This window comes from Streptomyces sp. SID10853 (genome assembly GCF_010548145.1).
Classification (GTDB): Bacteria; Actinomycetota; Actinomycetes; order Streptomycetales; family Streptomycetaceae; genus Streptomyces.
The window spans coordinates 22841-48362 of the sequence record NZ_JAAGLN010000022.1 but is presented as its reverse complement, the minus strand read 5'-3'; the positions used below and the strand labels follow the sequence as shown (position 1 = coordinate 48362).

30 protein-coding genes are annotated in these 25522 nt (G+C 70.3%); 18 read left to right on the top strand and 12 right to left on the bottom strand.

All coding sequences use genetic code 11. The annotated features are described in order from the left end of the window. The 12 genes from G3I19_RS07435 to G3I19_RS07380 form a co-directional block, all read left to right on the top strand. Nucleotides 1-648 (top strand): LysR substrate-binding domain-containing protein (locus G3I19_RS07435; RefSeq protein WP_164260843.1); only part of this gene is annotated, 648 nt, incomplete at its 5' end. Nucleotides 649-1069: 421 nt separating this feature from the next. Then, nucleotides 1070-1816 carry a GntR family transcriptional regulator gene (locus tag G3I19_RS07430; protein WP_164260840.1) on the top strand — a complete coding sequence of 249 codons (747 nt, stop codon included), beginning with the start codon at nt 1070-1072 and terminating at the stop codon, nt 1814-1816. 99 nt (nt 1817-1915) lie between these two features. Continuing rightward, nucleotides 1916-2884, top strand: a complete 969-nt coding sequence (locus G3I19_RS07425) for a DUF4862 family protein (RefSeq protein WP_164260837.1) — start codon at nt 1916-1918, stop codon at nt 2882-2884. A 99-nt stretch (nt 2885-2983) separates the two neighbouring features. Beyond that, the gene (locus G3I19_RS07420; protein WP_164260833.1) at nt 2984-3583 is read left to right on the top strand and encodes a GPP34 family phosphoprotein; all 600 of its coding nucleotides are present in this window, start codon (nt 2984-2986) and stop codon (nt 3581-3583) included. Between the two features lie 124 nt (nt 3584-3707). Beyond that, complete coding sequence (locus G3I19_RS07415; protein ID WP_164260830.1) at nt 3708-4463, top strand: IclR family transcriptional regulator; 756 nt, start codon at nt 3708-3710, stop codon at nt 4461-4463. Between the two features lie 147 nt (nt 4464-4610). Beyond that, nucleotides 4611-5948, top strand: coding sequence for an MFS transporter (locus G3I19_RS07410; protein ID WP_203599279.1), 1338 nt, complete (start codon nt 4611-4613; stop codon nt 5946-5948). Nucleotides 5949-6036: 88 nt separating this feature from the next. Then, nucleotides 6037-6570 carry a nuclear transport factor 2 family protein gene (locus tag G3I19_RS07405; RefSeq protein WP_164260824.1) on the top strand — a complete coding sequence of 178 codons (534 nt, stop codon included), beginning with the start codon at nt 6037-6039 and terminating at the stop codon, nt 6568-6570. Further along, nucleotides 6567-6872: a hypothetical protein gene (locus G3I19_RS07400; RefSeq protein ID WP_239074041.1), complete on the top strand. Its 306-nt coding sequence runs from the start codon at nt 6567-6569 to the stop codon at nt 6870-6872. The genes G3I19_RS07405 and G3I19_RS07400 overlap by 4 nt, the downstream gene beginning before the upstream one ends. Next, the gene (locus tag G3I19_RS07395; protein ID WP_164260821.1) at nt 6869-8155 is read left to right on the top strand and encodes an aromatic ring-hydroxylating dioxygenase subunit alpha; all 1287 of its coding nucleotides are present in this window, start codon (nt 6869-6871) and stop codon (nt 8153-8155) included. The genes G3I19_RS07400 and G3I19_RS07395 overlap by 4 nt, the downstream gene beginning before the upstream one ends. Beyond that, entirely contained in the window at nt 8145-8660 is a 516-nt protein-coding gene (locus G3I19_RS07390; RefSeq protein ID WP_164260816.1) for an aromatic-ring-hydroxylating dioxygenase subunit beta, read from the top strand. The genes G3I19_RS07395 and G3I19_RS07390 overlap by 11 nt, the downstream gene beginning before the upstream one ends. Before the next feature lie 11 nt (nt 8661-8671). After that, nucleotides 8672-9619 (top strand): PDR/VanB family oxidoreductase, encoded by a 948-nt coding sequence (locus G3I19_RS07385; RefSeq protein WP_164260813.1) that lies wholly within the window; start codon nt 8672-8674, stop codon nt 9617-9619. An 81-nt stretch (nt 9620-9700) separates the two neighbouring features. Continuing rightward, nucleotides 9701-10993: an amidase gene (locus G3I19_RS07380; RefSeq protein ID WP_164260810.1), complete on the top strand. Its 1293-nt coding sequence runs from the start codon at nt 9701-9703 to the stop codon at nt 10991-10993. A gap of 35 nt (nt 10994-11028) precedes the next feature. On the opposite strand, the gene G3I19_RS07375 is transcribed toward G3I19_RS07380, so the two are convergent. The 11 genes from G3I19_RS07375 to G3I19_RS38225 all read right to left on the bottom strand — a co-directional run bounded on the left by G3I19_RS07375 (nt 11029) and on the right by G3I19_RS38225 (nt 20481). Further along, nucleotides 11029-11868, bottom strand: a complete 840-nt coding sequence (locus G3I19_RS07375) for an alpha/beta fold hydrolase (RefSeq protein ID WP_343235015.1) — start codon at nt 11866-11868, stop codon at nt 11029-11031. Then, nucleotides 11865-12155, bottom strand: a complete 291-nt coding sequence (catC, locus tag G3I19_RS07370; RefSeq protein ID WP_164260807.1) for a muconolactone Delta-isomerase — start codon at nt 12153-12155, stop codon at nt 11865-11867. Before catC ends, G3I19_RS07375 begins: the two co-directional genes overlap by 4 nt. A gap of 41 nt (nt 12156-12196) precedes the next feature. Then, nucleotides 12197-13084, bottom strand: a complete 888-nt coding sequence (gene catA, locus G3I19_RS07365) for a catechol 1,2-dioxygenase (protein ID WP_164260852.1) — start codon at nt 13082-13084, stop codon at nt 12197-12199. A 54-nt stretch (nt 13085-13138) separates the two neighbouring features. Beyond that, nucleotides 13139-14242, bottom strand: a complete 1104-nt coding sequence (locus G3I19_RS07360) for an enolase C-terminal domain-like protein (RefSeq protein ID WP_164260804.1) — start codon at nt 14240-14242, stop codon at nt 13139-13141. Continuing rightward, nucleotides 14239-15138 carry a LysR substrate-binding domain-containing protein gene (locus G3I19_RS07355; RefSeq protein WP_164260801.1) on the bottom strand — a complete coding sequence of 300 codons (900 nt, stop codon included), beginning with the start codon at nt 15136-15138 and terminating at the stop codon, nt 14239-14241. The genes G3I19_RS07360 and G3I19_RS07355 overlap by 4 nt, the downstream gene beginning before the upstream one ends. Before the next feature lie 147 nt (nt 15139-15285). After that, nucleotides 15286-15786 carry a flavin reductase gene (locus G3I19_RS07350; RefSeq protein WP_164260798.1) on the bottom strand — a complete coding sequence of 167 codons (501 nt, stop codon included), beginning with the start codon at nt 15784-15786 and terminating at the stop codon, nt 15286-15288. Between the two features lie 88 nt (nt 15787-15874). Beyond that, nucleotides 15875-16672, bottom strand: a complete 798-nt coding sequence (locus G3I19_RS07345) for an SDR family oxidoreductase (protein ID WP_164260796.1) — start codon at nt 16670-16672, stop codon at nt 15875-15877. Next, on the bottom strand, nt 16669-17052 hold the full coding sequence (locus G3I19_RS07340; RefSeq protein ID WP_164260794.1) for a hypothetical protein: 384 nt from the start codon (nt 17050-17052) through the stop codon (nt 16669-16671). The genes G3I19_RS07345 and G3I19_RS07340 overlap by 4 nt, the downstream gene beginning before the upstream one ends. A 47-nt stretch (nt 17053-17099) precedes the next feature. After that, entirely contained in the window at nt 17100-18212 is a 1113-nt protein-coding gene (locus tag G3I19_RS07335; RefSeq protein ID WP_343235014.1) for an acyl-CoA dehydrogenase family protein, read from the bottom strand. A 136-nt stretch (nt 18213-18348) separates the two neighbouring features. After that, a complete protein-coding gene (locus G3I19_RS07330; RefSeq protein WP_164260791.1) occupies nt 18349-19833 on the bottom strand; it encodes a PAS domain S-box protein in 1485 nt (494 codons plus the stop codon). A 15-nt stretch (nt 19834-19848) separates the two neighbouring features. After that, nucleotides 19849-20481, bottom strand: coding sequence for a response regulator (locus tag G3I19_RS38225; protein ID WP_164260788.1), 633 nt, complete (start codon nt 20479-20481; stop codon nt 19849-19851). Nucleotides 20482-20727: 246 nt separating this feature from the next. Here G3I19_RS38225 and G3I19_RS07320 point away from each other — a divergent pair, with 246 nt between their 5' ends. From G3I19_RS07320 to G3I19_RS07310, 3 genes are all read left to right on the top strand, one after another. Then, on the top strand, nt 20728-21627 hold the full coding sequence (locus tag G3I19_RS07320) for a helix-turn-helix transcriptional regulator (protein ID WP_164260785.1): 900 nt from the start codon (nt 20728-20730) through the stop codon (nt 21625-21627). A gap of 276 nt (nt 21628-21903) precedes the next feature. After that, nucleotides 21904-22869, top strand: a complete 966-nt coding sequence (locus G3I19_RS07315) for a hypothetical protein (RefSeq protein ID WP_164260781.1) — start codon at nt 21904-21906, stop codon at nt 22867-22869. 62 nt (nt 22870-22931) lie between these two features. After that, nucleotides 22932-24101, top strand: coding sequence for an epoxide hydrolase family protein (locus G3I19_RS07310; RefSeq protein WP_164260778.1), 1170 nt, complete (start codon nt 22932-22934; stop codon nt 24099-24101). Nucleotides 24102-24124: 23 nt separating this feature from the next. On the opposite strand, the gene G3I19_RS07305 is transcribed toward G3I19_RS07310, so the two are convergent. Then, on the bottom strand, nt 24125-24316 hold the full coding sequence (locus G3I19_RS07305; protein WP_164260775.1) for a DUF6381 family protein: 192 nt from the start codon (nt 24314-24316) through the stop codon (nt 24125-24127). A gap of 253 nt (nt 24317-24569) precedes the next feature. On the opposite strand from G3I19_RS07305, the gene G3I19_RS07300 reads away from it, so the two are divergent. The 3 genes from G3I19_RS07300 to G3I19_RS07290 are packed head-to-tail and all read left to right on the top strand — an operon-like array spanning nt 24570 to nt 25438. Continuing rightward, on the top strand, nt 24570-24818 hold the full coding sequence (locus G3I19_RS07300; RefSeq protein ID WP_164260772.1) for a DUF6296 family protein: 249 nt from the start codon (nt 24570-24572) through the stop codon (nt 24816-24818). Between the two features lie 3 nt (nt 24819-24821). Next, nucleotides 24822-25079 (top strand): type B 50S ribosomal protein L31, encoded by a 258-nt coding sequence (locus G3I19_RS07295; RefSeq protein WP_164260769.1) that lies wholly within the window; start codon nt 24822-24824, stop codon nt 25077-25079. Next, the gene (locus tag G3I19_RS07290; protein ID WP_164260766.1) at nt 25076-25438 is read left to right on the top strand and encodes a DUF488 family protein; all 363 of its coding nucleotides are present in this window, start codon (nt 25076-25078) and stop codon (nt 25436-25438) included. The genes G3I19_RS07295 and G3I19_RS07290 overlap by 4 nt, the downstream gene beginning before the upstream one ends. Nucleotides 25439-25522: the final 84 nt, after the last annotated feature.

Below are 25522 nucleotides of genomic sequence, written 5' to 3'. Positions count from 1 at the left end.
GCCGCCCTCGACGCGACCACCGCCGCCGCTCGCCGCACCCGCCGCGCCGGTGGCGCCGACAGTCCGGGCGGCCCCCGCAACCGCCTGGTGCTGGCCGTGAAGGCCGGCGCGTCTCATGAGCTGCTGCACAAGCTCCTCGACGCCCACGCGGCCGAACCCGACGCCGCCGAGATCGAGGTGCTACCGAGCGGCACGTGCGAGCAGGAAGAGATGCTGCGCGACGGCCGCGCCGATGTGGCGCTCATGCACGCGCCGTTCAACTCCCTCGCCGGGTTCGACAGCGAGGAGCTGATGACCGAGGGGCAGATCGCCGTCCTGCCCGCCTCGCACCCTCTCGCCGCGCGCAGGACTCTGTCCCTGGCCGACGTCGGCGACATCCCCGGCCTTCCGCTCGCCCGCTGGTCCCGCCACGGCACGTACCCGCCCGGGCCGGGCCCCGAGATCCACGACCAGACACAGCTGGCCCAGCTGATCGCCCTCGGACGCACCCTGGCCGTCTTCCCCGACTCGGCCCGCGCCTGGCTATGGGCGGAGCACGCCGCCATCCCCCTGACCGATGCACCCCCCGTCGTCACCCACATCGCCTGGCCCGCGCACAGCCGCTCCCTCGCCCTCGCCGGGCTGGTCCGCACGGCCACACGGCTATGACCCGCCCTCGCCTTCCTTCACCGCGGGCACCACACCGCGGCACACCGCCTGGCCTGAACGAGCCTGTCCCGGAAGCCGCCAGGTCAACGCCCCAAGCGCCTCGGTGCCTCGGTGCCTCGGTCGGTGCCTCCGTGCCTCCGCGCCTCCGTGCCTCCGTGCCTCCGCGCCTCCGCGCCTCCGTGCCTCCGCGCCTCCGCGCCTCCGCGCCTCCGTGCCTTAAGCTGAAGACCAGTGTTTTCGCAGGTCAAGTACCGTTCCCTTGCCTTGCGACTAGTCCCGTGCCCGGTCCGATCCCGCTGGGATTTCGAGGACTGGGGCGCGCCGCACGGGGCGCTCCCCGACACTGAGTACCCATACCAGAACATCTGATGTCTGATCTTGGGTAGGCTCGTTCCAGGACCGTGAACCGAAGGGGTCAAAAATGGCCGCAGCACAGCGGAGCTTCAGGACACTCGCGCCCGAGGTGTCGCGCGGGGCAGGCACCTCGCGGCGGGCAACCACCACCGGCCAGATCAAGGAGTTCATCCTGGTCGAGGGCCTGTGCCCCGGGGACCCGCTGCCCACGGAGGCCGAGCTGTGCGAGCGTCTCGGTGTCTCCCGCTCCAGCGTGCGGGAAGCCGTTCGCACCCTGTCGACGCTCGGCATCGTCGATGTCCGCCACGGCCACGGCACCTATGTGGGCGCCATGTCGCTCGACGCTCTCGTCGAGATGCTCGTCTTCCGCGGGGTTCTGAGTGCGGGCGACGACCTGCGTGCGCTGCGCGACGTGGTCGAGATCCGCCAGGTACTCGACCACGGTATGGCCATCCGCATCGTGGCGAGCCTGACCGGCACCTTCAACCCCGATCTGCACGCGCTGGTGGACGAGATGGTCGCCGTGGCCGCGGAAGGGCGCACCTTCCCGGAGCAGGACCGCGCGTTCCACACCGGGCTGTTGGCACGGCTGGACAACGCGCTGGTCGGACAGCTCGTCAGCGCGTTCTGGGAAGTGCACACGGTGGTGGTGCCCACCCTGGGGCTCTCCGTCGCGGCTGACATGGATCAGACGGCGCGAGCGCACGGCCTCATGCTCGACGCGGCCGAGGCAGGCGACGTCCGCGCCTTCCACGCGGCGGTCACGGCTCACTACGACCCCCTCGACAGGGCACTCGGCGCGACCCGGTCATGACCGGCGAGCCTCACCGTGCCGGCGTCGGCGGTCGGGAAGCACACGCACCGGCACCCGCACCGCACCGCCCGCGCCCCTCAGCTCTGGAGACCCCACACCATGAACACAGCACGGCCCGCCGCTCTGGTCGGCGCGTACGCGGCGCTGCCCTCCCTCCGCGCCGACCAGGAACGCTTCTACGAAGGGCTCGCCGGCCGGAGGATCGCTGACGGGCTGGAGATCCCGTTCCGCGACGACGGCATCGGTGAGGACATTCGCTGGCTGGCCGCTCAGCTGCACGGCTGTTTCACCCGCTCGGTGATCACCCTGATTCCCGGCACGATGGTGCGTGTGGGGGCCTCCGGCACCTTCGGGCTCGCCTCCGGGGACCAGGACGGCCGCCGGGCGGCGGTGGCATTCCTCCACGAGGCCCGTACAGCCGCCGAGGAGTTGAACCAGCTCACCGGCGAGCAGTCGGTCTCTGCCCTCCACATCCACACTGCGCCATCGGTGACGGCGGTCGGCGAGATGTTCGCCCGTTCTCTCGACGAGATCGCGGCGGCCGTACCCGCCTCGGGCGCCTGGTCCACCCGGCTCGTCCTGGAGCACTGCGACGCGTACGCGCCTGCCGTGCCCGGCGAGAAGCGGTTCCTGCCGCTGGAGGACGAGATCCCCCTCGCACGCGAAGGGGGGATCGGCATCACCATCAACTGGGGCCGTTCGGCGGTCGAGGCGCAGGCCCCGGGCCGGCCGCTCGCGCAGATTGCACAGCTCGCCTCCGACGGCCTGTTGGAGGGCGTCATGTTCTCCGGCGCAGGCCCGGCCGCGAACGAGTTCGGGGGGCCGTGGGCGGACGCGCACCTGCCCCTCACCGAGGACGAGCCCACGTCCCTCATGGACGCCGGCGAGGTACGCCGTTGTCTCCGCGCCGCCGAAGGCGCGTTCTCCTACGCGGGGGCGAAAATCCAGGTTCCCGGCGATGCCACGGTCGACGAGAGGCTCGCGGCGGTGGGTCGCGTCATGCGGCTCCTGCCCGGGCCTGTGTCCGCCCCGGTGGCCCCGCCCGCCGGGGCTGCCGTGCGACCCTGACCACGCGGCCTCAGCTGTCGGGGCCGGCCCCGGACGCGGGCCGGCCCTGTTCGGGCGGTGGGGACGCGTCTCTGTCCATGTCTGCGAGGGGAGCCGTTCATGACCACGGCAAAAGACCTGTTCATCATCGCCATGGACCCGGAGCGTTCGGTGGGACAGGGTGACCTGTCGCTCGCGCTCGCGGGAGCCGAGCTGATCGATCTCATCGCCGCGGGAGCGGTTGCCGTGGACGGCGACCGCATCGTGCCGGGCGCCCCGCCGGCGCTGGACGACCCGCTCATGAGCGAGGCCGCGGCGGGGCTCACGCGGCAGCCGCCCCACGAGCGGATCGAGGACTGGCTCTGGCACCGGGGCCGAGACCTCTCGGCCGCGTACCAGGCCGCCCTCGAGGAGGACGGCGAGCTGACGCGGAGGCGGAGCGGCCGGCTGCCCTTCGGCCCGGAACGTGTGGAACCTGTCGATACTCCCGCGCACCGCCGGTCGGCCGAGCGCTGGAGGGCGGAGGAGCCCGTCCTGGCCGCCCTCGCCTCGGCGGTGGGCATCGACGGCGAGCAGTCGGGCGACGAGCCCGGCTTCGACGACGAGGCGGTGACGACCGTGGTGGCCGTGGTCCACGACGCGCTGATGGAGCTGGAGGCCGTACGGCAGCGGCGGTCCATCGAGAAGGCGGCCTTCGCCAATGTCTGGCGCGGACTGTGAGGCGCGATCCGCGCGGCGCCCACCACGACCGCCCCGGGGTGCTGACGGCGCCGTCCTGTGCGACACCGCAGAAGCACTCCTGGACACCTGGGCAATCGGGTCTCGGGCGAAGCGGGTGACCGGGGTGGGCAGCGGACTTGACGGCGACTCCTTGCTGCGGAAGGTGCGGCTGATCCTGGGCGCCTTCGGCACCGGGGCGCCCGTGCTCGGTCTGTCGGAGCTGGCGCGGCGGACCGGGCTCGCGAAGACCACGGTGCACCGGGTGGCCACCGAGATGGTCGGTGTCGGCCTGCTGAACCGGCACGGCCGTCGCTACGAACTGGGCTCGCTGCTCTTCGAGCTGGGCCAGCGCGTCCCCCGGACCAGGGACCTTCGGCTGATCGCGGCCCGGTACCTGGAGGACCTGGCGCTCACCACCCGGGAAACCGTGGTGCTCTCCTTCCCCGGTGACCAGGACGTCCTCTTCGTCGAGAAGTACTTCAGCCAGCGAGGCGGCGGCGTCGCCGTGACCCAGGTGGAAGGCCGGGTGCCGTTCCACTGCGGCGCGTCGGGCAAGACCCTGCTGGCCTTCGGCGATCCCGCGATACGCGAGCGCGTCATGGCATCACCGCTGCGTCGCCGTACTCCGTGGACCATCACGGAGCCCGCGCGGCTGGAGGCCGAGCTGGACCGGACACGTCGGCAGGGCTACGCCATCGACCGTCAGGAGCTCGTCGTCGGGTACGGGGCGGTCGCCGCGCCGGTCTTCGCCAGGGGTGTCGCCGTGGCGACGTTCACCGTGACCGGGCCGATCGACCGGCTGGACGTGCCACGGCTCGCCCCCGTGGTCACAGCGGCCGGCCGCGCGGTGACAAGGGATTTCGAGTCCGTGAACGACTGACCACTGAACACCGCCGACAACATCGCCGACCTTTCGGTCCGTTGACCGGACCAATGCCATTTCCCCCGCCGGGGTCGTCGCGAACAATCCATGAGCAGCCGGGCCGCAGTTGATGACCTGTTCCGGAGCTGCGGTTGGAGGGTGAGCATGGCGGATTCGAATGGTGTGCCGCGTGAGGTGCGCAGGGCGGTGATGGCGAGCCTGGTCGGCAGCACGCTGGAGTGGTACGACTTCTTTCTCTACGGCACCGCTGCCGCCCTCGTGTTCAACACCCTTTTCTTCCCCACCTTCGATCCGCTGGTGGGCACCATCGCCGCCTTCGGCACCAACGCGGCGGGGTTCCTCGCCAGGCCGCTGGGCGGAATCGTGTTCGGGCACTTCGGCGACCGGATCGGCCGCAAGTCGGTGCTGGCCGTCACTCTCGGCATCATGGGCGTCGCGACCTTCCTGATCGGCGTACTGCCGAGTTACGCCACCATCGGGGTGTGGGCCCCGGTGCTGCTGGTCGCGCTGCGGATCGTGCAGGGCATCGCCGCCGGCGGCGAGTGGGGCGGGGGCGTGCTGATCGTCAGCGAGCACGCACCTGACCACCGCCGCGGCTTCTACTCGGCCTGGAGCCAGACCGGGGTCGGGCTCGGGTTCGTGCTCTCCGCGTCGGCCTACTCGCTGGTCCACGCCGTGGCAGGCACGGAGTCCTTCCTCGCGTGGGGCTGGCGGATCCTGTTCATGTCCGGCATCCTGCTCACCGCCGTGGGGCTGCTGATCCGGCTCCGGGTCATGGAGACACCGGCGTTCCAGCAGAGGACTCCGGAACCCGAGAGGACCAGGGCCCCGATCCTCGACGTCGTCCGCAGCCACCCCAAGTCCGTACTGATCACCTTCGGCGCGCGCATCGCCGAGAACGGCGCGATCTACGTCTTCCTCACCTTCTGCCTCACGTACGCGACCAAGATCGGGCTGAACGGCGGTCTCGTGCTCGCCGCGGTCGTGGTGGGCATGCTGTTCGAGTCGTTCGCGATGCCGGTGTGGGGGGCGCTCTCCGACCGCGTCGGACGCCGTCCGGTCTATATGGGTGGTGCGATCGCGATGATCGTGTGGGCCTACCCCTTCTTCGCGATGTTCGACTCACGCAATCCCGTCCTGGTGTTCGTGGCCGTGTTCGTGGCGGCCGTGGTCTGCCACGGTGCGATGATCGGCACCCAGCCGGCGCTCTTCACCGAGCTGTTCGACAGCCGGGTGCGCTACAGCGGGGTCGCCTTCGGGCATGAGCTCGCCTCGATGGTCGCCGGTGGCTTCTCCCCCATCATCGCCACCGCGCTGCTCGCCTGGGCGGGCGCGTCCTGGCCGATCTCCCTGTTCCTGATCGGTATGGGCGTGGTCACCATCATCGCCCTCGCGGCCGCTCCCGAGACCCGCGCGCAGGCCCTCGACGAGGGCGGGACGCCGCAGGAATCCGCAGCGGCGGCCGCGGCCCGAACGGCCTGACCGGCCCCCGCACGGCCGGCCCGCACGGCTCCGGCGCCCCAGCCCGCCACCACCAGTTCCCCCATCACAGAAAGGAGGCTGTTCACCCATGCCCTCGAACAGTGCCGTTCCACGGTCACCCGAATCCTTGGCGCACGAGGTGCTGACCCGCTACCTGGAGCTCTGTGACGTCCCCCGGCCGCCGGACACGACAGGCCGCCTGGAGGATCTGTTCACGCCGGATGCCGTGTGGGAGGGCGTCGGGCCGCTCTACGCCGCGAAGTTCGGCCGGACGACCGGGGCCGGGGCCATCGCCGCGATGCTCTCGGCCCATCTGCCCCCGAACGGCCGATTCCAGGCGAACGTCCACCTGCTCCAGCACGGCACGACGCACGCCGCGTACAACGAGGTCCGGGGGAAGTGGCTGATGCAGCAGTTGTCCCGGTACGAGTCCGGTGCGGCCGAACTCGTCGTGGCCCGGCTGGAGCTGGACTTCCGGATCGAAGAGCACAGCGAAGGGGACAGCGCACGGGATACCGAAGGGGCCAGGGCTCTGATCTCCCGCTTCCGCACCCGGCGGGTCTTCGACGCGGAGCTGGGACCGGCCCTGGTGACCGGCCTCCAGGAGGTGACGACGCGATGACGGCGCAGGACGGCCGGGCGATGCTCCTCACCTGCTACCGGGACGTCCGTGACTACGGCTGGCATCACGTGGATCTGTTCCTGCACGACCGCGACGGCAGAGAACTGAACTGGGTCCATTGGCAGACAGCGGAGGAAGGCCCCGCCGGAGCGGACGCCGCCTGCGCCGCCGTCGAGCCCACCCTGCGCAGAACCACCGAGTGGCAGCACGGGATCCGGGCCGACGGAAGCGACTACTGGACGGCCGTCGCCGTATGGGACGACCGGGCCGAACCCACGAACTCAAGGGGAATGACGCAATGAACACACCAGCTGCAACCGGTCACACCGGCGGCGACACAGCCGGCCTGGTCGGGCACGACCGGGTGGATGTCTCCCTCTACACGGATCCGGGGGTGTTCGAGGCAGAGATGGACCGTGTGTTCCACCGCACCTGGGTGTGGGTGGCGCACGAGAGTGAGATTCCGCGGGCCGGGGATTTCAAGAGGGCGGTGGTGGGCCGTCAGCCGGTCATCGTGACGCGGGACCGGCGTGGGGGGATCAATGTTCTGCTGAACCGGTGCCGTCACCGTGGGGCGAGCCTGTGCGAGACGCCCAAGGGCAACGGGAACGGTTTCACCTGTCCGTATCACGCGTGGTCGTATGCGCTGGACGGGAAGCTGCGGGGCATCCCGTACCCGGACGGCTACGAGGACGTGCTGGAGAAGAAGGACCTGGGGCTGCACCGGCTGAAGGTGGACAGCTACGCGGGGATGGTCTTCGCCAGTCTCGATCCCGGCGTCGAACCACTGGCGGACTTCCTGGGACCTGCCAGGCACTGGATGGACCTGTTCATGAAGCAGGGGGCCGGATACCCGGTCAAGGTGCAGGGCGAGCACACGTTCCGTTTCCGGGGCAACTGGAAGATCCAGCTGGAGAACACCACCGACGGATACCACTTCCCGATCGTGCACCGGTCCTGGATGTCGTCGGTCGACGCCGAGACGGCGGACATGCTGTCGTTCATGACCGACGAGAAGGCGGTCACGCACTCCCTCGGCAACGGACACAGCGTGATGATCATGGTGCCCGAACACGTCGACCTCGATGACGACGACGGCACCGAGCCCCTGCAGGAGCGCTTCGCCCACATCGTCGACGACCTCTCACGCGACTTCGAACCGGCGAAGGTACGCCGCATCGTGCGCTCGATGCACGGCGCGGGATTCAACCTCAACCTGTTCCCCAACGTCGCGATGTCGATGTCGTTCCTGCGGGTACTGCGCCCGCTCTCCGTGACCGAGACGGAGATCCGGCACCTGGCCCTGGGCCTCGACGGCGGACCCGAGATCGTCAACCGCGAACGCCTGCGGATCCACGAGCACTTCCAGGGGCCCTTCGGATTCGGCACATCCGACGACTCCGAAGCCTGGGACCGGGTCCAGCGCGGCGCGGCGGCCGGACCCGGCCTCCCGATCCTCGTCAACCGCGGGCTCTCGCGCGAGACGGAAGACCAGAACGGCGACCGCACCGCCCACTCGACCGACGAGACAGGCATGCGCGAGGCATACGCGATGTGGAAGAGGATGATGACCGATGACCAGTGAACACACCCTTGCGCGACCGGTGTGGGGGCTCACCGACCCCCGGGCCACCGCGGCCGTCGAGCTGATCTGGCGCGAGGCCCGGCTCCTGGACGACAAGAAGTACCAGGAGTGGGACCGGCTGTGGGCCCCGGGCGGCACCTACGTCATCCCCATCGACCCCGACACCGATGACTTCGCAGCCACCCTGAACATGGTCTACGACGACGACCGTATGCGCCGCATGCGCATCGAACGCCTCACCACCGGCTACTCCATCTCCGCGGTGGCCGCCGCGCGCACGGTACGGACCGTGTCCCGCTTCGTCGTCACAGCCGCCGACGACCACACCGTCGAGCTCAGCTCCGCACAAGTACTCGTCGGCCACAAGCACGACACGACCCAGGTACTCGGCGCGGACCTCACCCACCGCATCCGCATCGACGGACCCGAGCCACTGATCCAGACGAAGATCATCCGGCTCATCAACTCCGAGAACGCCGTCAACGCGTCCGGCTTCCTGCTGTAGATGAGGCGAGGATGATCAGAGTCACGGTCAGCGAGACCACGGCCGAAACCAGCAAGGTGAAGTGCTTCCGGCTGCGGCGCAGCGACGGCCGCCCGTTCGCGCCGTACGAGGCGGGGGCGCATGTGGACGTCCTGGGCCCCGGTGGGACCACCAGGCAGTACTCACTGTGCGGCCCGCCCGACGAGGTCGGCTCCTACCTGATCGCGGTCAAGCGGGAGGAGTGCTCCCGAGGCGGCTCCGCAGCGCTGCACGACCAGATCGAGGCAGGTGACGAACTCACCATCAGCGAGCCACGGAACCTCTTCGGCATCGAGCCGACAGCCCGTCGGCACGTGCTGCTCGCGGCCGGCATCGGCATCACGCCGCTGCTCAGCATGGCGCACCGACTACGCCGTACGGGAAGCCCGTTCAGGTTGCACTACTTCGCCACCAGCCGGGAGAGCGCGGCGTTCGTGCCGCTGCTGGAGAGCCCGGCGTTCAGCGCCGACGCCGAGTTCCACTTCGGGGTCGAGCGCAGCGAACAGCCCCGGGTACTGGCCGAGGTGCTGTCGGACGTGGACTGCGGTACGCACATCTACACCTGCGGTCCCAAGGAGTTCATGCGACGTGTCGCCGATGCCGCGACCGGGTCACCGGCGGCGGACCACGTCCACTGCGAGCACTTCCAGGCCCAGGAGCCGACGGCCGATGCGGGTGGCGAGTTCGAGGTGGAGCTGGACACCGGTGAGGTGTTCCGCGTCCCGCCAGGACGCAGCATCGTCGAGGTCCTGGAGGACGGCGGCATCATGGTGGACACGTCCTGCCGCGAGGGCATCTGCGGCACCTGTGTGCTCACGGTCCTCGACGGGGTACCGGAACACCGCGACAACTGTCTGACCCGCAAGGAGAAAGAGGCGGGCGAGCAGATCGCCGCGTGCGTGTCACGGGCCAGGACGGGCCGCCTCGTGCTGGAACTCTAGCCCGCCTCATTGACCGACCCTGTGACAGGGGACGCCTCGGGATGAACACCCCCGGGGCGTCCCCGGAAGGAGAGACACCCGATGCGGGCAGTACCGCAGGAGAGGACCCTGTCCGCCCTGGCGGAGCGGGTTGCCACGGGCGAGCTGAGCCCCAGCGAGGTGATCGGCGGCGCACTGGAGCACCTCGACCGTACGGAGCCCGAAGTGCGGGCATGGGTACGGGTCGACCGCACCGGGGCTCTGTCCGCCGCCCGGCAGCTCGATGGCGCGCCGGCGGGCGGCCCCCTGCACGGCATTCCGTTCGGGGTCAAGGACATCATCGACGTCCGTGCCCTGCCCACCGAGTGCGGATCCCCGCTACGGCGCGGCCGGGTGGCCGGGGCCGACGCTCCGCTGGTCGAGGCGCTCAGGAAACTCGGTGCCGTGCCCTTGGGCAAGACGGTCACCACCGAGTTCGCCTACTTCTCCCCCGGCCCGACCAGGAATCCGCACAACCCGGCACACACACCCGGCGGTTCGTCCAGCGGTTCAGCGGCCGCGGTCGCGGCGGGTGTGGTTCCCCTGGCTCTCGGCAGCCAGACCGCCGGCTCGCTGATCCGGCCGGCCGCGTACTGCGGGGTCGCCGGGTTCGTGGCTCCGGTCGGGGGCCCGCTCGACACCACCGGGTTCGTGGGCCTGTCCCACAGCCTCGACGCGGCCGGGCTGCTCACCGCCACCGTCGCCGATCTCCGGTACGCCTACGCGGCCCTGACCGGCGCCGGTCCGCTCGGCGGCACTTTTGAACCACCCGCGCACCCCAGGTTGGCGGTGTGGCCGGGCACCGAACTGGCCGAGATCGCAGCTGACATGCGGGCCGCTCTGGCGCTGGCCGCCGGGGATGCCGTGGCGAGCGGTGCGGTGCTGGTTGAGGTGGACTGGCCCGCACGGACTCCCCGGCTGGTCGAGGCCCACACCACCGTCATGGCGTACGAGGCCGCTCGTACGCTGGCACCGGAAGGCGCCCGCCCTGATTTGTTGAGCCCACCGCTCAACGAGCTTCTGGCGCACGGCCGCAGCATCACGACCGGGGACTACCACCGCGCGCTGTCCGTCGCCGAGGAGGGACGCGCCGGGATGCTGTCGCTGCTCACCGACGTCGACGCCGTTCTCGGCCCGGCCGCCCCGAGTCCCGCGCCGAAGGGGCTGGCAGCCACCGGGTCCCCCGTACTGAGCCGGCCGTGGCAGCTCCTTGGCCTGCCCGCCCTGTCCGTACCGGGTCACCAGGACCGCCGTGGCATGCCGCTGGGGCTACAGCTCATCGGGCATCCGGACCGCCCGGAACAGCTCTTCGCCCTCGGTCATGCCGTCGAACAGGCCGCCCGCGCACGGCAGTAGCCGAAACGCGGGCGGCCGCCGAGGGAACGGGCGGTTCAGCCGGGTACGGAACGCGGTCCGCCGGTGCCGGGGCCGGCCGGGGAGCGCATGGCCCGGTCCGGCCGGAGGAGCGTGTCCAGGGCGAGCGCCACCGCCCCGGGCTGTTCCATCGCGAGGTGTCCGCAGTCGACCGTCCTCAGAGTGGCGTGCGGGATACCGGCCGCGAGCTCCTCGGCGTGGTGCAGCGGGGTGGCTGTGTCCTGGGAGCCGCCGATGACCAGGGTCGGCGCCGTGATGTGTGTCAGCTCGGCCCGCAGGTCATAGGTGGCGAGGGCGTCGCAGCAGGCCGCGTAACCCCTGGGGTCGGCGTCGGCGAGGTTCTTCAGCAGAGCCCGCCCGAGAGGTGTGCCGGCCTGGTGCGGATCGGCGAACCACCGGCCGGGACTGGTGGCGAGCAGGGGCGCCGTGCCCTTCAGCCGCACCAGTTCGGCACGCTCCCGCCAGGGGCCGGGCTCTCCGAAGTGGGCGGACGTGCAGACCAGGGCCAGTGAGGCGACTCGCCCGGGACAGCGGGCCGCGATCCGCGCGCCGATGGCACCGCCCAGGGAGATGCCCGCGTAGTGGAACTCGTCGTAGGCCAGTTCATCGGCCAGGGCCAGGACCAGTTGCGCGAGTTCCTCCACTGTCGTACGGCCGGGCCCGGTGTCCCGCAGCAGGGTGGCCGGGGAGCCGCCATGGCCGGGAAGGTCGAAGCGCAGCACGCGGAAGGCTGTGGCCAGCGCGGTCAGGTGCGGCTCCCAGACCGTCATCGAGGTGCCCAGGGAGGGGCCGAGTACGAGCAGGGGTGCGTCCGCGGGCCCGGAGATCTCGTGGTGCAGCAGACGGCCGGGGGTCACTGAGCACCGGCTGCCAGATCGGACGGATGCTGAGTCAGTGGGGTGATGTCGATCGTCATGAACGGGAAGAGCGGCAGGTTCCACAGGATGCGATGCAGTTCCTCGTTGTCGGCCACATCGAAGATGCTCAGGTTGGCGTACTGTCCGGCGCACCGCCAGATATGGCGCCAGGTGCCCGCCTTCTGCAATTCCTGGCAGTACGTCTTCTCCCGGTCCACCAGGTCCGCACGGACCTGTTCGTCGAGGTCCCGGGGTATCCCGACGTCCATCTTCACTGCGAAGAGCATGCCTGTGTCCTCTGCCGTCGCCGATCGGTTCGCTTGCTGTGTCACGCCTTGTCGAGCACGAAGTCGTAGGTGACGTCGCGGCCGTTGCCGTCCGCCGCGGGTGCGGGGTCGAGGATCAGCTCGGGCTTCACCGCGGAGGCGATGTCGTCCTGGACGTGGCTGCCGCCCTTGAAGTACAGCTGGGTGGTGACGCGCTGGTGCCCGGGGGCCGACACCTTCAGGTGGAGGTGCGCGGGGCGCCAGGCGTGCCAGCCCGCGGCGGCGATGAGCCGGCCGCAGGAACCGTCGGTGGGAATCCGGTAGGGCGCGGGCTCGATGGTGTGGATCCTGAAGTTGCCCTGGTCGTCGGCTATGACCGTGCCTCGCAGGTTCCACTCGGGCAGGCCGGGGGCGAACTGCGCGTAGTAGCCGTCGTTGTCGGCGTGCCACATCTCGACCGTGGCGCCCGCCAGCGCGGTTCCGTCCACGGATGTGACCTGCCCCTGGAAGAGGAGCGGGGTGCCTTCCTCGTCGTCGCGCATGGGGAGGGTCGCGTCGGCGGGCAGGCGCGGGGCGTCCGGGACGTAGTACGGGCCTTCGATGGTGCCCTTGCTGCCCTCCCGGCTCTCGCCTGCGACCTCCTCGACCACGTGCTCGATCCATACGTCGAGGAAGAGCGGCCACTCACCGTCCTGGCCGACCTGGATCAGCCACGCCTTGAGCGCGTCGTACTCGGCGTAGGTGACCTGGTGGCGCCGGATGACGGCGTGGGTGGCGGCGAGGAGTTCGGAGACCAGGGTGTCCACGCGGCGGGTGTCGGTGTCGGTGGTGCCGGAGTTCTGCTTCGCATGTGTACGGAACCGCTCGGTGGCGGCGGCGCCGGAGGCGGCCGCGGTGGCCTGCTCGGCGGGCTGGTCGGCGGGCTGCTCGGCGGGCTGGTCCGTGCTGATGTCGGTCACTGTGCCGTTCCTTGTCTGTCGGTTGTCCTGCGGCGGATGCGCCGGTCAGCGGTCCTGGCGGTAGCGGGCCAGCTTGTCGGGGTCGATGTCGATTCCGAGTCCGGCGCCCTCGCGGACGCGCAGGGTGCCGTCCGCGATGGTGAGCGGCTCGGTGAGCAGGTCGTCGGTCATGTCGAGGAAGTTGGACAGCTCACCGGCGTGCGCGGAGGACGTACGGTGGGCGGCGCCGAAGGCCACGGTGCACAACGTGCCGAGCTGGCCGTCGATCTGACTGCCCATCACGGTCTCGACGCCAAGCCCCTCGCACTGGTGCAGTACACGCTGGGAAGTCGTGAACCCCGTGCGGGCGGTCTTGATACTGATGGCGGTGGCGGAGCCGCCGAGGAGTTCACGGGTCACCTCGGCGGGGCGGGTGGCGCTCTCATCGGCGATGAAGGGGACCGGGCACTGGGCGACCAGCCGGCGCCGGCCCAACACGTCGTCGGCGGGGCAGAGTTCCTCGGCGAAGGTCAGGCCGAGGTCGGCCATCTCACGCAGGGCACGCGCCGAGTCGGACGCGCTCCAGCCACGGTTGCCGTCGATGTAGAGCTCGGTCTCCGGCCCCAGCGCCTCGCGCAGCGCCCGGCAGGCTTCGACGTCGGCGCGGTAGGGCTGCCGGCCGACCTTCACCTTGAACGTGGTGATGCCGTAGGTGTCCCGGATCCGTTCGGCCTCGGCCACCATGCGGTCGGTGGGAGCGAACCCGACCATGTGGCTCACCCGCATGCGGTCGGTGTAGCCGCCGAGCAGTCCGGAGACCGGCAGGCCCGCGGCCTGGCCGAGGATGTCCCACAGGGCCATGTCGACCGCCGCCTTGGCAGTGGGGTTGCCGACGGTCCGGTCGAGCTTGCCGTGGACCGCTTCTCGCTCCAGGGCCGTCAGCCCCAGGATCTGCGGCGCGAAGATCTTGTCGATCACCGCGACGATCGATTCCTGGGTCTCGCCGTAGGTGTAGGGGCGGGGCGGGGCCTCGGCGCTTCCGGTCAGCCCCTGGTCGGTGTGCACCCTCACCAGGACGTGGTCGGCGCTGTGCACCTCACCGCTCGCGAATTTCAGCGGCTTCTTGTAGGGAATGGCAAAGGGCACTGCCTCCACCTTGACGATCTTCATGCCGCTCCTTCAAGAAATACGTCGTTCCGTTCGAGCACTTTCAGGAGATTCCGCAGCAGCGGCGACTCGTCGTCCGTCCGCCAGGCCAGGTCGAGCCGGACGGACAGCGCGCCTTCGATCTCCTTGCACAGCACCCCTTCGCGGGGCGCGGAGCGGATCGAGTCCGGGAGCACGGCCACACCGAGTCCCGCGGCGACCAGCGCCAGGGCGGCCGAGGTCTCGGTGACCTCGTAGGCGCAGTGCGGAGAGAAGCCGGAGGCAAGACAGCTGCGTACGACCAGGTCGTGGACGACGGAACCGAGCGTGGCCCCGTACATGATGAAGTTCTCGTGCCGCAGCTGTTCCACCCGTACGGAGCCCGCCCCGGCGAGCCGGTGCTCCGCGGGGACGGCCGCGACCAGGGGTTCCTCGGCGATGGGGCGGTGGGTGATCCCGTCCTCCCGCACCGGCGGGCGCAGGACTCCGACATCGATGCGCCGCTCGGCAAGTCCCTTCTCCTGGGCGGGCGTCAGCATCTCGGTGTGCACCTCCAGCAGTGCGTGCGGCATCTCCAGCTTCACCAGCCGTGCCAGTGAGGGCAGTTGGCGGTACGAGGCGGATCCCGTCAGGCCGATCCGGAGTACTCCCTCCGTCCCGGAGGTGAAGCGCCCGACTCTGGCCACGGCGTCGTCGACGGCTTTGAGGATCCGCTGCACATCGGTGCGGAACACCTCGCCGGCACCGGTCAGCGTGACCTGCCGGGTCGTGCGGGTGAACAACTCCACACCCAGTTCCGCCTCCAGGCGGCGAATCGCCTGGGAGAGCGGCGGCTGGGCCATGTGCAGCCGTTCGGCTGCCTTTCCGAAATGACGCGTTTCAGCGACGGCCACAAAATACCGAAAGTGCTTGAGTTCCATCAAAAGCCCCCTCGAATGCACCTCAGCCTAGGGCCGGATTCCGGGCACGGCCAATACCGGTTCAGCCGGTATTGAGACGCTGGTGATATCAATGCCACCCGGCCGGCCACGGGCGAATACCCGCGGCCGGCACAACGGCCATTCGCCTCACGCGGCGGAGTCCAGCCGGTGGAAGCGCCGGTTGAAGTAGACGAGACTGTCGCCGCCCTGCCGGATGTTGATCCGCTCGGTCTCCACGAACATCACGGTGTGCGAGCCCGTGGGCCTGCGGTCGCGAATGGTGCCGACGATGCTGACGAGTGCGTCGCGGAGTACGGGGACGGTCTCGTCGGGCTCCCAGATGTCCCAGGAGAAGCGCTCCTCCATCGGCACCTTCGTGGCGCCGGAGAAGTGCAGGGCGAGTTCCTCGTGTTCGCCGCCGAGCACGTTCAGGCACACGCGGCTGTTGGCGCTGAACAGGTCGTGCGTGGCGCTGCTCCGGTTCACGCAGACCAGCACCGTGGGGGGCGAGTCGGTGACCGAGCACACCGCGCTGACCGTGATCCCGCACCGGCCGCCGGAGCCGTCCGTGGTGAGGATGTTGACGGCTGCCGGCAGGTGCGCCATCGCCTCACGGAAGTCCGCCCGGGTCGGGCTCATAGTCGTCATCACGTGTCATCTCCTCGATCGAGCGATGCATAGCTTGACTACCGGGTCGAGCGGCTTCCCTGTCCGCTCTCCCCCGGCCGGGCGCGCGTCAGCGCATGTACAGACCGCCGTTGACGTCCCAGCAGGCTCCGGTCACCGATCCCGCGTGCTCCGCGGCCAGCAGTGCGACCGCGTCGGCGACGAACCGGGGCGAGAGCAGGTCGCCCACCGGGATGTTCTCCTTCATCCCCTCGATCCGCTCAGGCCCGACGATCTCGTACACGGCGGGAACGTCGAGCGGCCCCGGGGACACGGCGTTCACGGTGACGCCCCGGTCGGCCAGATCGCGTGCGAAGACCTTGGTCAGGGTGGCGACGCCGCCCTTGGCCGCCGCGTAGTGCGCACCGGTGGCCGTACCGCCGTTCTGGCCCGCGAGCGAGGCGACGTTGACGATGCGGCCGTGCCCGCGGCCCGCGAAGTACGCGCCGAACACCTGACTGCCGAAGAACGCACCGTCGAGGTTGGTCGACACGACGGACGAGAAGCTCTCCGGTGTGATGTCCATCAGCGGCTCGGCCTTCGAGACCCCCGCGTTGTTCACCAGCACATGGACCTCGCCCCAGCGTGCGGTGATCGCGTCCCTGACCCGCTCGAAGTCGGCCTTGATCCGTACGTCGAGACACAGCCCGACGGCGGTCCCGCCACTGGGATCCAGTGCGGACGCGGCCCGTTCAGCCCGCTCGCCGGAAAGGTCGGTGAGCGCGACCCGGTAACCCTGCTCGTGCAGCCGGGCCGCGATCACCTGTCCGAGGCCGCCGGCCGCACCGGTCACGACGGCCACCGCGGAGCCGGGTCCGCGCCTGCTGTGTGCGGCCCCGGCAGGCGGCCCGCTGGTGCCGGAGGTCACTGTCCTGCCTCCACTGCCATGCTCGCGGGCGTGGTGAGCGGACGGCCGATACGGGCCTCGACCTGGGCGTAACGCCACAGGGAGTGTTCGCCGACGCGTGTGGTCCTGAACAGGTTGCAGGCGGCGGCGACGGTCTGCTGGTCGGGGACGTCCGCGAGGATGTAGGACGTCCAGGGCCAGGAGGCGGACGGGCCGACCATGTGCTGGTCGTCGTCCATGTCCCCGATGACGGTGACGCCGGGCAGTTCTCCCAGCGCGGTCATCATTCCGGTGAACGCCTCCCACACCGGGCCGCCCTGTCCGGTGGGAAGGTCGAAGAAGTTCTGGTTGATGCCGATGCAGAAGAGCACTCGGAGCGGGGTGGCGGTTGTTTCGGACATGGTCTTCCTTCGCTCTCGGGAGGGCCGGCGCCCTCGGCTGGACTGGGTCACACGAAGCCGGGGAAGGGCTTGACGCCCGTCAGGACGGCCCCGGCGCCGTCGTACATGCCCTCCGTCAGGAAGGCGTGCTGGGGCACCACCGACGCGTCACGCAGATAGCGCTGCATCGGGTTCCCCGTATGGATGGCCGCGGTCCCGCACACGGTGTAGGCGGCGCGTACGACGTCGAAGCCCACCTTCGCCGCGTGTGCGGCGGCGAGCCGGAGCAGACCCGTCTGCTCGTCCGTCGCGGTCGCACCGCCGGCCACGGCCTCGTACACCTCGTCGGTCATCTCGTAGAAGAAGGCGCGGACCGATCGCAGCTCCGCCTCCGCCCTGGCGACCGCGGTACGGAAGTACGGGCGGTCGGCGGGGACCGGCGCGCCCGTGATCCCGCCCGCGCCGCTGCCGACGCGGATGGCGTGGTCGAGTGCGGCACGGGCGACGCCCAGGTTGACCACGGCCAGCACCTGCGCCGCGTACGCGATCGTCGGGTAGCGGTAGAGGGGTTCGTCGACGGTCGGCTCGCCGCCGCGTACGAACGTCCACTCCTCGGGGACGGTGACACCGTCGACGCTGAGGTCGTGGCTTCCGGTCCCTTCGAGACCGACCACGTCCCAGTTCTCCACGATCTCGACCTGTCCGGGGCGGAGCACCGCGGTCCGCGGCTTTCCCGGCCCCCCGCCGCCCACCCCGATCCCCACGCCCAGGACGTCCGCGCCCTTGCACCCGCTGGAGAACTTCCAGCGCCCGCTGACCTTGAAGCCGCCGTCGACGGGCTCGGCCGGCTGGAGGGGGAAGAGCCCGCCGGCGAACACCACGTCGGGGCCGTCCGCGTACAGCTCGGCCTGGGTGTCCAGCGGCAGGGCCGCGAGATAGACCGAGGCGGAGCCGAAGCTGGCGACCCAGCCCGCCGAGCCGTCCACCTCGGAGATCCGCTCGACGGCGCGGAGGAAGTCACTCGGCGGCAGCGCGTCACCGCCGAAGCGTTTCGGGGTGGCGGCCCGGTAGATGCCGGTCCGTTTGAACTCCTCGATCATGTCGCGCGGCACATGGTGCCCGGCGGTGAATTCTGCGCGCCGCCGGGCCACTTGCGCCAGCGTATCCTCGAAGGTCAGCACACGGGTCTCCTCGTTTTTCGGTGTGGGGCTCCCTGTCGGCGAGTACACATCGAGGCTATTTCCGCGGGCGGATGTCCCGCCATTGGGATTCACTGGCGTGGTTGTGCGCAATTCCCGTACCGGGGTAAGGAATTCTTTACGCGCCGGAGCCGAAGGGGAGCGCGAAGGAGAAGACCGCGCCCTGAGGTTCGTTCTCGTTCGCGCTGATGCGGCCGCGGTGCCGGGTGATGATGCGGTGGCTCAGCGCGAGACCGATGGCGTTCCCGTTCTCCTTCGAGGTGAAGACACCCTCGAAGATCTGGCCGCCGGGGATGGCGGAGAGTCCCTGACCGTGGTCGAGGACGGTGAGTTCGGCGTGGTCGTCGGCCGAGCGTCGCGTGACCAGCTCGACTCTCCGCCGGTCCTCCGGCCACCGGGACATCTCGTCGATCGCGTTGAAGGCGAGGTTCATGACGACCTGTCCGATGAGGACGTTCTCGCAGCGGACCGGAAGCGGCTCGTCGGCGAGGTCCATGGTCAGAACGACGGAGTGCTGAGCGGCCCGTAGTTCGATGAAGTAGAGACAGTCCGCGACGATCGTGTTGAGGTCGATGAGCTGCTCGGACTGTTCGAGTCGGACCACGTACTGCCGCAGGCTCTTCAGAATCCGGCTCGCCCGGCCGATCTGCCGTTTGGCGTTGTCGAGCCCCCAGCCCACCGACGCGCCCGCCCCCGGGGCGGAGTCCAGCCTGCCGCGGGCACCCTCGACGAAGTTGAAGGCGGCCGCCAGGGGCTGGCTGACCTCGTGTGCCACGGCCATGGCCATGTCGCCCATGGCGTTGTAGCGGGCCAGGTGGTTGAGGTGCTGGGTGTCCCTGCGGTGTTCCTCCTCGGCGCGCACCCGCTCCGAGATGTCGTGGAACAGCAGCAGATGTCCGCGGAGATCGCTCTCGATCTCGATGTACTGACAGGTCCCGGCGTACCACCGGGGAGCACCGCCGGGGGCGGCGAGCCGGTACCGCGAGTCCTGGGGCGGAGAGCCCGTCAGCGTCCGTGCGACGACCTCGTTCAGCTCCGCGTACGACGCCGCGTCGCAGTACTGCCCGAAGTCGGCTCCGCGCAGCTCGGCGACGTCCGTGTCCAGCAGCTTGGCTGCCGACTCACTGGCGAAGATCACCGTCCGGTCGTCGTCCAGGACCACGATGCCTTCGTCGAGGTTGCGCAGGAACGCCTGGAGCCGGCCCTCGGTCCTGAACAGGTCGCGCTGAGTCGCCTTCTCCTCGGCGATGTCCCGGAACTGAACCATCACGATGGGGCGGGACGACAGGTTCACCCGGATCGCGATGGCCTCGGTGAGGACTTCGTCGCCCCGCTTGGACCGGTAGCACCACTCGGTGGCGCTCTCCCCGTGATCGACGGCCCGTTGCAGCCAGGCCACACCGATCTCGCGCCTGTACTGCCGGGCGTTGCCGCTCATGTCCGGGGCCTTGAGCGGCTTCAGCTCGTCGACTGTGAACTCCAGCAGCTCACAGGCCGCTCTGTTCGCCCAGACGATCTCTTTGGTCTCGGCGTCGTGCACCAGCACGCAGTACTTGAGGGCCTGGACCAACGCCTGGTAGTCGGCCGGTTCCGGAGGGCACATGGGGGTTCCTCGTGGTTACGGGGTCGGCAGCCGCAGCCCCGCCCGGAGCACATCGCGCACCAGGGTGGCGAGGGACTCCGCCCCGGTCTTCTCCCGGATACGGGTGCGGTGCACATCGACGGTCTTCGCGCTGATGCCGAGCCGGGCGGCGATGTGTTTGCTGGGCGCCCCGTCGATCACCAGGTCCAGGACCTCGCTCTCGCGGGACGTCAGGCCGTCGAGGCGCTCCAGGAGGCCGCGCCGCCGGGCCGCCGCCGCGAACCGTTCCTCGGCGGTGCGCAGCGCCGACTGAACGACCTCGATCATGTGCTGCGGGTCGTAGGGCTTCTCCAGGAAGTCCACGGCCCCCCTCTGCAGCGCCCGTACCGACATCCTGATGTCACCGTGCGCGGAGACGAAGATGACCGGGAGCACGGATCCGGCCCGGTTCAGGAGTTCCTGCAGGCCGAACCCGCTGATCTCCGGCATCCGTACGTCCAGGACGACGCAGGCGGGTTGCTCCGGGTCGCAGGAGTCCAGGAAGGACTTGGCGTCGGAGAAGCACCGCGACCGGATGGCGACCGACTCCAGCAGCCAGGCGAGCGAAGCGCACAGTTCCCGGTCGTCGTCCACGATGTACACGACAGACTCGGACGCCGTCTCAGCCACCGCGGACCCCCTGTGCGATCCAGTAATTGATCAGTTCACCGACAAGCAAGGTGCCGTCTTCGATTGTTTCATGAGCACAACCGCGGTCGTCCCGCACACGGATTGTCCGCGGCGGAGCCGGCCGGCGGAATGGCTTCGGTCCGCTCACCGGACCGGAAACCCGGTCGTGCCGGGGAGCCGGACCCGCCGGTGCCTATCCCCAGCAGGGGCAGGCTGTCCGGTGCGGCCGGGCCCATACTCGGATCCATGAACGCACAAGTGCAGCTCGGGGATTTCCTGCGGACGCGGCGCTCCCAGCTGCTTCCTGAGGATCTCGGGATACCCACCTACGGGGAGCGGCGGCGGGTGCCGGGGCTTCGGCGCGAGGAGCTGGCGCTGCTGGCGGGGGTGAGCAGCTCCTACTACACCCGGCTGGAACAGGGGCAGTCGCTGAACGCCTCACCGGAGGTCCTGGAGGCCATCGCCCGGGCGCTGCGCCTGGACGAGTCCGAGCGCCTGCACCTGCACAACCTGGCCCGGTCGGCCAAGGGCCCCGGCCGGGGCCGGCGTCCGGCACCCGAGCAGGTGACCGCGGCGACCGGCCAGTTGCTCGACGCGCTGGCGGACGTCCCGGCGATCGTGACCGGCCGCCGGAGCGACGTCCTGGCGTGGAACCGGCTGGGCCACGCGCTGTTCGCCGCACACCTGGACCCCGGGGCCCCGGACCGGCCTGCCGAGCGCCCCAACATGGCCCGGCTGGTGTTCCTCGACGCCCATACCCGTGACCTGTACGCGGACTGGCCGAGCAAGGCGAGGGCCGTGGTGGGGAATCTGCGTCTGGTGGCCGGCCGGCACCCGGACGACGCCGCGCTGCACGCGCTGGTGGGTGAACTGAGCGCGAAGAGCACGGACTTCGCCTCGATGTGGGCCGACCACCGCGTCAAGGCATGTGCCGTTGCCTCCTACGGGATGCGGCATCCGCTGGTCGGCCCGCTGACCGTCACACAACAGACCCTGGGCCAGGGGCCCGACCAGAACATCGTGGTCGCCACCACGCAGGCCGGCTCCCCCGCGCGGACCACGCTGGCCCTGCTCTCCCAGCTCACCGCCGGGGGCACCGTCCAGGGCGACCCGGCGCGACCGGGTACCCGGGCCGAGGCCCACTGACCCGGCCCACTGCCGGACAACAGGCCGGCCCCGCAACCACCTACCAACCCGAGGACGCCCGCTCAGGGCACCCGCTCAAGGGCACCCGCCCGGACACACTCATCACCCGGGCCCACCCATCCACTCGGGCACACCCATCCACCCGGGCACGGCCGACACCAGGCCGCCGCCCGGAGCCCGAAGCTGCCCCCGGCGTATGACGCCCCGGGCAGCAGCCATCCATCCGACCGTGCGCCGGCGTACCGCTGCCGCACGCCCGAAAACAGTGAAGGCATCATGTTCAAGAAGCTGTCCAAGACCGCCGCTGCGGCCGCTGTGCTGTCCGCGATCGTGCTCCCCACGATCGGTCCGGCTCCTGCGTCCGCCGTCTCCGCCCCGCTGAGCAACGCACGGACCGCGCTCCATTTCGACCTGTCGAAGGACCAGACACCGGAGAACATCGCCCTGGCCCCCGACGGCAGTGCGTACGTCACCTTCGCCAAGGCCCGCCAGATCGCCCGGATCTCCCCCGGCGGCACCGTCCACACCCTGGCCACCCTGCCCCTGCCCGCCGGCGGCGGCCTGCACACCCCGGCCCTGAACTTCCCCCTGACCTCCGGCATCGTCCGCACCCACGACGGCACCCTGTACTTCCTGTACGCCACCGGCACCGCCGACCTGACCGGCGTATGGCGTCTGCGCCCCGGCGGCACACCGCGGCGGATCGCCGCGCTGCCCCCGGCCGGCCTGCCCAACGGCCTGGCCCTTGACCCGCGGACGGGGACCCTCTACGTCACCGACTCCGTCCTCGGCACCATCTGGAGCGTGCCCGTCACCGGTGGCGCGCCCACCGCGTGGTCGACCGCCCCCGAGCTGGCCGCCACCGGATTCCTCGGCGCCAACGGCCTGAAGGTCCATGGCGGGGCGCTCTGGGCGACGAACCTCGACAAGGGCACCGTGCTGCGTATCCCCATCGGCCGTGACGGGCGCGGCGGCCCGGTCCGGACCACGGCCACCGGGCTGACCGGGATCGACGACTTCGCCTTCACCGGCCGCGGCGACCAGATCCTCGCCGCGCTGAACGGTCCCAGCGAGGTCGCCCTCATCCAGCCCGACGGCTCCCACTCCACCGTCCTGACCGGAGCCGACGGCCTCCAGAACCCCACCTCCATCGCGCTGCGCGGCAACACCGTCTACGTCGGCAGTGCCGCCTACGTCACGGACAAGGACCCCAACCTCGTCCTCGCCCGGCTGAACCGCTAGGACCTGGCGTCGAAGTGCCGGCAGGGCAGCAGTTCCAGCGGCCGACGCATAGGCTGGCTGCCATGCCGGACACCGCGCCCCGCCCCGAGCCGTTCACCCCGCGGGCCTCCCCCGCGGCCCTGGAGGATCTCCGTACCCGGCTGCGTGCCACGCGCTGGCCGGACGCGCCCGATGACGCCGGCTGGTCGCTCGGAACCGACCTGGCCTACCTCCGCGAACTCGTCGCCTACTGGGCGGACGGCTTCGACTGGCCGGCGCAGGAAGCGGCGCTCGCCCGGCTGCCCCGCTACCGCGTCCCGCTCGGCGGCCTCGGGATCCACTTCGTACACGCCCGGGCCGCGGCGCCCACCGGGCCCGTCCTTCCGCTGGTCCTGTGCCACGGCTGGCCGGACTCGTTCTGGCGTTACTCGAAAGTCGTCCCGCTGCTGACCGACCCCGGCGCCCACGGAGCCGACCCCGCGGACGCTTTCGACGTGATCGTGCCCGACATGCCTGGTTACGGATACTCCGAACGCCCCTCGGGGCCGCCCCTCGACTCGATCGCCGTCGCCGGTCTGTGGGCCGAACTCATGGACGTTCTCGGCTATGCGCGGTTCGGTGCGGCGGGCGGGGACATCGGCAGCCATGTCAGCCGTTACCTCGGGCTCGACCACCCCGGCCGGGTCGTGGCCGTCCACCGCACCGACGGGGGCCTGCCGGTCTTCACCGGCGACCCGGCGGACCTGACGCCCGAGGAGCGTGCCTGGCTCGAAGGCGGCGCGGCCTGGGGCGCGGCGGAGGGCGCGTACGCCGCCATGCACCGTACGAAGCCCCAGACCCCCGCCTTCGGACTGACCGACTCACCGGCCGGGCTCGCCGCGTGGATCGTCGAGAAGCTCCGGTCCTGGAGCGACTGCGGCGGGGACATCGAGCGGAGCTTCACCAAGGACGAGATCCTCACGAACGTCACGCTCTACTGGCTCACCGAGACCATCGGTTCGTCGATGCGCATGTACCGCGCCAACGGCGCGATCCCGCCCGCACAGCATGCCCGCCGGGTCGAAGTACCGTCCGGCTTCTCGCTCTTCCCCGGCGACATCGTCCTCCCGCCGCGGGCCTGGCTCGACCGCACGGCGAACACCGTGCGTGTGACCGAACCGGCGCGGGGCGGGCACTTCGCGCCGTTCGAGGAGCCGGAGCTCTACGCGGAGGAACTGCGGGAGTTCTTCCGCCCCTACCGGGCCGCGGGGTAACGGACAGAGCCCGCCGAACGCCGTCACTCGGACGGATAGATGTCCCCGGCCGCCATGCTGCTCTCCTGCTCGCTCTGCCGGTCCAGCCTGCCGGCCTTCTCCTTGAGCCGGCGCCGCTCCTCCGGATCGGTCGTCTGCTCGGCCGCCTGCTTCAGGTCCTGCGCCTTGGCCCGCATCTGCTGGACCCGGCTGCCGCTCTCGCCCGCACCGCTCATCACAGCTCCTGGTGGTCTGGAAGGGTCGTGGAAAGGGGTTCTCCCAGCGAACCAGGGACCGCTGCGGACCGCATCCCCGGTGCTCACGCACCGTGGAAGCGGCACGCGCTCTCTCACTCTCCGTGCATCTCGGCATGCGTGGCCCGGCGAAACCCGGCATCGTGGTGTGTACGGGGCTCCGGTCGGCGCGCCCGTGCACGTACTGGGGCGCGCCCGGAAAGGGCGCAGCTCAACCGGGAAGCGTGAGCCAACCATGAACACACCTGATTTTCCGGAAAGCTACGAGCTCGTGTTCAACACACCCGGCGAGGGAAGCGACACCGTCCTCGTCCGGCGCACCACGATGACCGGCGCGAGCGGTGCCCCGGTCTACGCCGACGGAACAGGCATCGTGCGTGCGGAGATCAATCAGGGTGGCGAGGTGCGCATGCTGGCGTCGGGAGGCCATCAGGCGCACGTACCGCCGCTCGAAGTACACCCGCGCCCGACCGGCAAGGAGTAGCAGATGAAAGAGGACAAGCACCCCTCGTACGGGCCGGTCGTCTTCCGCGACCGCTCCGCCGGATACGCGTTTCTCACCAGGTCCACGGCCGGGAGCGACGAGACCATCGCCTGGGACGACGGGCAGACGTACCCGGTGATCGATGTGGAGATCTCCGCGGAGAGCCATCCCTTCTACACGGGGAAGGCGCGGGTGGTCGACGCGGAAGGCCAGGTCGCCAAATTCGAGAAGCGGTACGGCGAAGGCGGGCAGCAGGCATGACGGTCCGGCCGAGAGTGGAAGTGCGACGGGTCTACGAGGACCCGTCGGACCGGGACGGGGCGCGGGTGCTGGTCGACGGCATCTGGCCGCGAGGTCTCTCCAAGGAGAAGGCGGACCTGGACGAATGGTGCAAGGCCGTGGCCCCGTCGACCGACTTGCGCAAGTGGTACGCCCATGACCCCGACAGATTCGAGGAGTTCGGCCGCCGCTACCGGAACGAGCTGTCGGAGAGCGATCGCGCCGAGGCGCTGACTCATCTGCGCGATCTGGCGAGGAAGCGGAAGCTGACGCTTCTGACGGCGACGAAACGCGCCGACATCAGTCAGGCCACGGTCCTCGCTGACCTGTTGCGGGGATAGGGGGGCGGTTCCCGGCAAGGCGGAAGCCGGCCGCGCCGAGCGCGAGCGCCCACCGCGTTCCGGCTCGGCTCGGCCGGCTTCCGC

Excerpts from the sequence above, each read along its gene's own strand:
- G3I19_RS07430 (WP_164260840.1), top strand. The coding sequence starts at position 1,070 with ATGGCCGCAGCACAGCGGAGCTTCAGGACACTCGCGCCCGAGGTGTCG.
- G3I19_RS07425 (WP_164260837.1), top strand. The coding sequence starts at position 1,916 with ATGAACACAGCACGGCCCGCCGCTCTGGTCGGCGCGTACGCGGCGCTG.
- G3I19_RS07420 (WP_164260833.1), top strand. The coding sequence starts at position 2,984 with ATGACCACGGCAAAAGACCTGTTCATCATCGCCATGGACCCGGAGCGT.
- G3I19_RS07410 (WP_203599279.1), top strand. The coding sequence starts at position 4,611 with ATGGCGGATTCGAATGGTGTGCCGCGTGAGGTGCGCAGGGCGGTGATG.
- G3I19_RS07405 (WP_164260824.1), top strand. The coding sequence starts at position 6,037 with ATGCCCTCGAACAGTGCCGTTCCACGGTCACCCGAATCCTTGGCGCAC.
- G3I19_RS07400 (WP_239074041.1), top strand. The coding sequence starts at position 6,567 with ATGACGGCGCAGGACGGCCGGGCGATGCTCCTCACCTGCTACCGGGAC.
- G3I19_RS07395 (WP_164260821.1), top strand. The coding sequence starts at position 6,869 with ATGAACACACCAGCTGCAACCGGTCACACCGGCGGCGACACAGCCGGC.
- G3I19_RS07390 (WP_164260816.1), top strand. The coding sequence starts at position 8,145 with ATGACCAGTGAACACACCCTTGCGCGACCGGTGTGGGGGCTCACCGAC.
- G3I19_RS07385 (WP_164260813.1), top strand. The coding sequence starts at position 8,672 with ATGATCAGAGTCACGGTCAGCGAGACCACGGCCGAAACCAGCAAGGTG.
- G3I19_RS07380 (WP_164260810.1), top strand. The coding sequence starts at position 9,701 with ATGCGGGCAGTACCGCAGGAGAGGACCCTGTCCGCCCTGGCGGAGCGG.
- catC (WP_164260807.1), bottom strand. The coding sequence starts at position 12,155 with ATGCTCTTCGCAGTGAAGATGGACGTCGGGATACCCCGGGACCTCGAC.
- G3I19_RS07360 (WP_164260804.1), bottom strand. The coding sequence starts at position 14,242 with ATGAAGATCGTCAAGGTGGAGGCAGTGCCCTTTGCCATTCCCTACAAG.
- G3I19_RS07355 (WP_164260801.1), bottom strand. The coding sequence starts at position 15,138 with ATGGAACTCAAGCACTTTCGGTATTTTGTGGCCGTCGCTGAAACGCGT.
- G3I19_RS07350 (WP_164260798.1), bottom strand. The coding sequence starts at position 15,786 with ATGACGACTATGAGCCCGACCCGGGCGGACTTCCGTGAGGCGATGGCG.
- G3I19_RS07340 (WP_164260794.1), bottom strand. The coding sequence starts at position 17,052 with ATGTCCGAAACAACCGCCACCCCGCTCCGAGTGCTCTTCTGCATCGGC.
- G3I19_RS07330 (WP_164260791.1), bottom strand. The coding sequence starts at position 19,833 with ATGTGCCCTCCGGAACCGGCCGACTACCAGGCGTTGGTCCAGGCCCTC.
- G3I19_RS07320 (WP_164260785.1), top strand. The coding sequence starts at position 20,728 with ATGAACGCACAAGTGCAGCTCGGGGATTTCCTGCGGACGCGGCGCTCC.
- G3I19_RS07315 (WP_164260781.1), top strand. The coding sequence starts at position 21,904 with ATGTTCAAGAAGCTGTCCAAGACCGCCGCTGCGGCCGCTGTGCTGTCC.
- G3I19_RS07310 (WP_164260778.1), top strand. The coding sequence starts at position 22,932 with ATGCCGGACACCGCGCCCCGCCCCGAGCCGTTCACCCCGCGGGCCTCC.
- G3I19_RS07305 (WP_164260775.1), bottom strand. The coding sequence starts at position 24,316 with ATGAGCGGTGCGGGCGAGAGCGGCAGCCGGGTCCAGCAGATGCGGGCC.
- G3I19_RS07300 (WP_164260772.1), top strand. The coding sequence starts at position 24,570 with ATGAACACACCTGATTTTCCGGAAAGCTACGAGCTCGTGTTCAACACA.
- G3I19_RS07295 (WP_164260769.1), top strand. The coding sequence starts at position 24,822 with ATGAAAGAGGACAAGCACCCCTCGTACGGGCCGGTCGTCTTCCGCGAC.
- G3I19_RS07290 (WP_164260766.1), top strand. The coding sequence starts at position 25,076 with ATGACGGTCCGGCCGAGAGTGGAAGTGCGACGGGTCTACGAGGACCCG.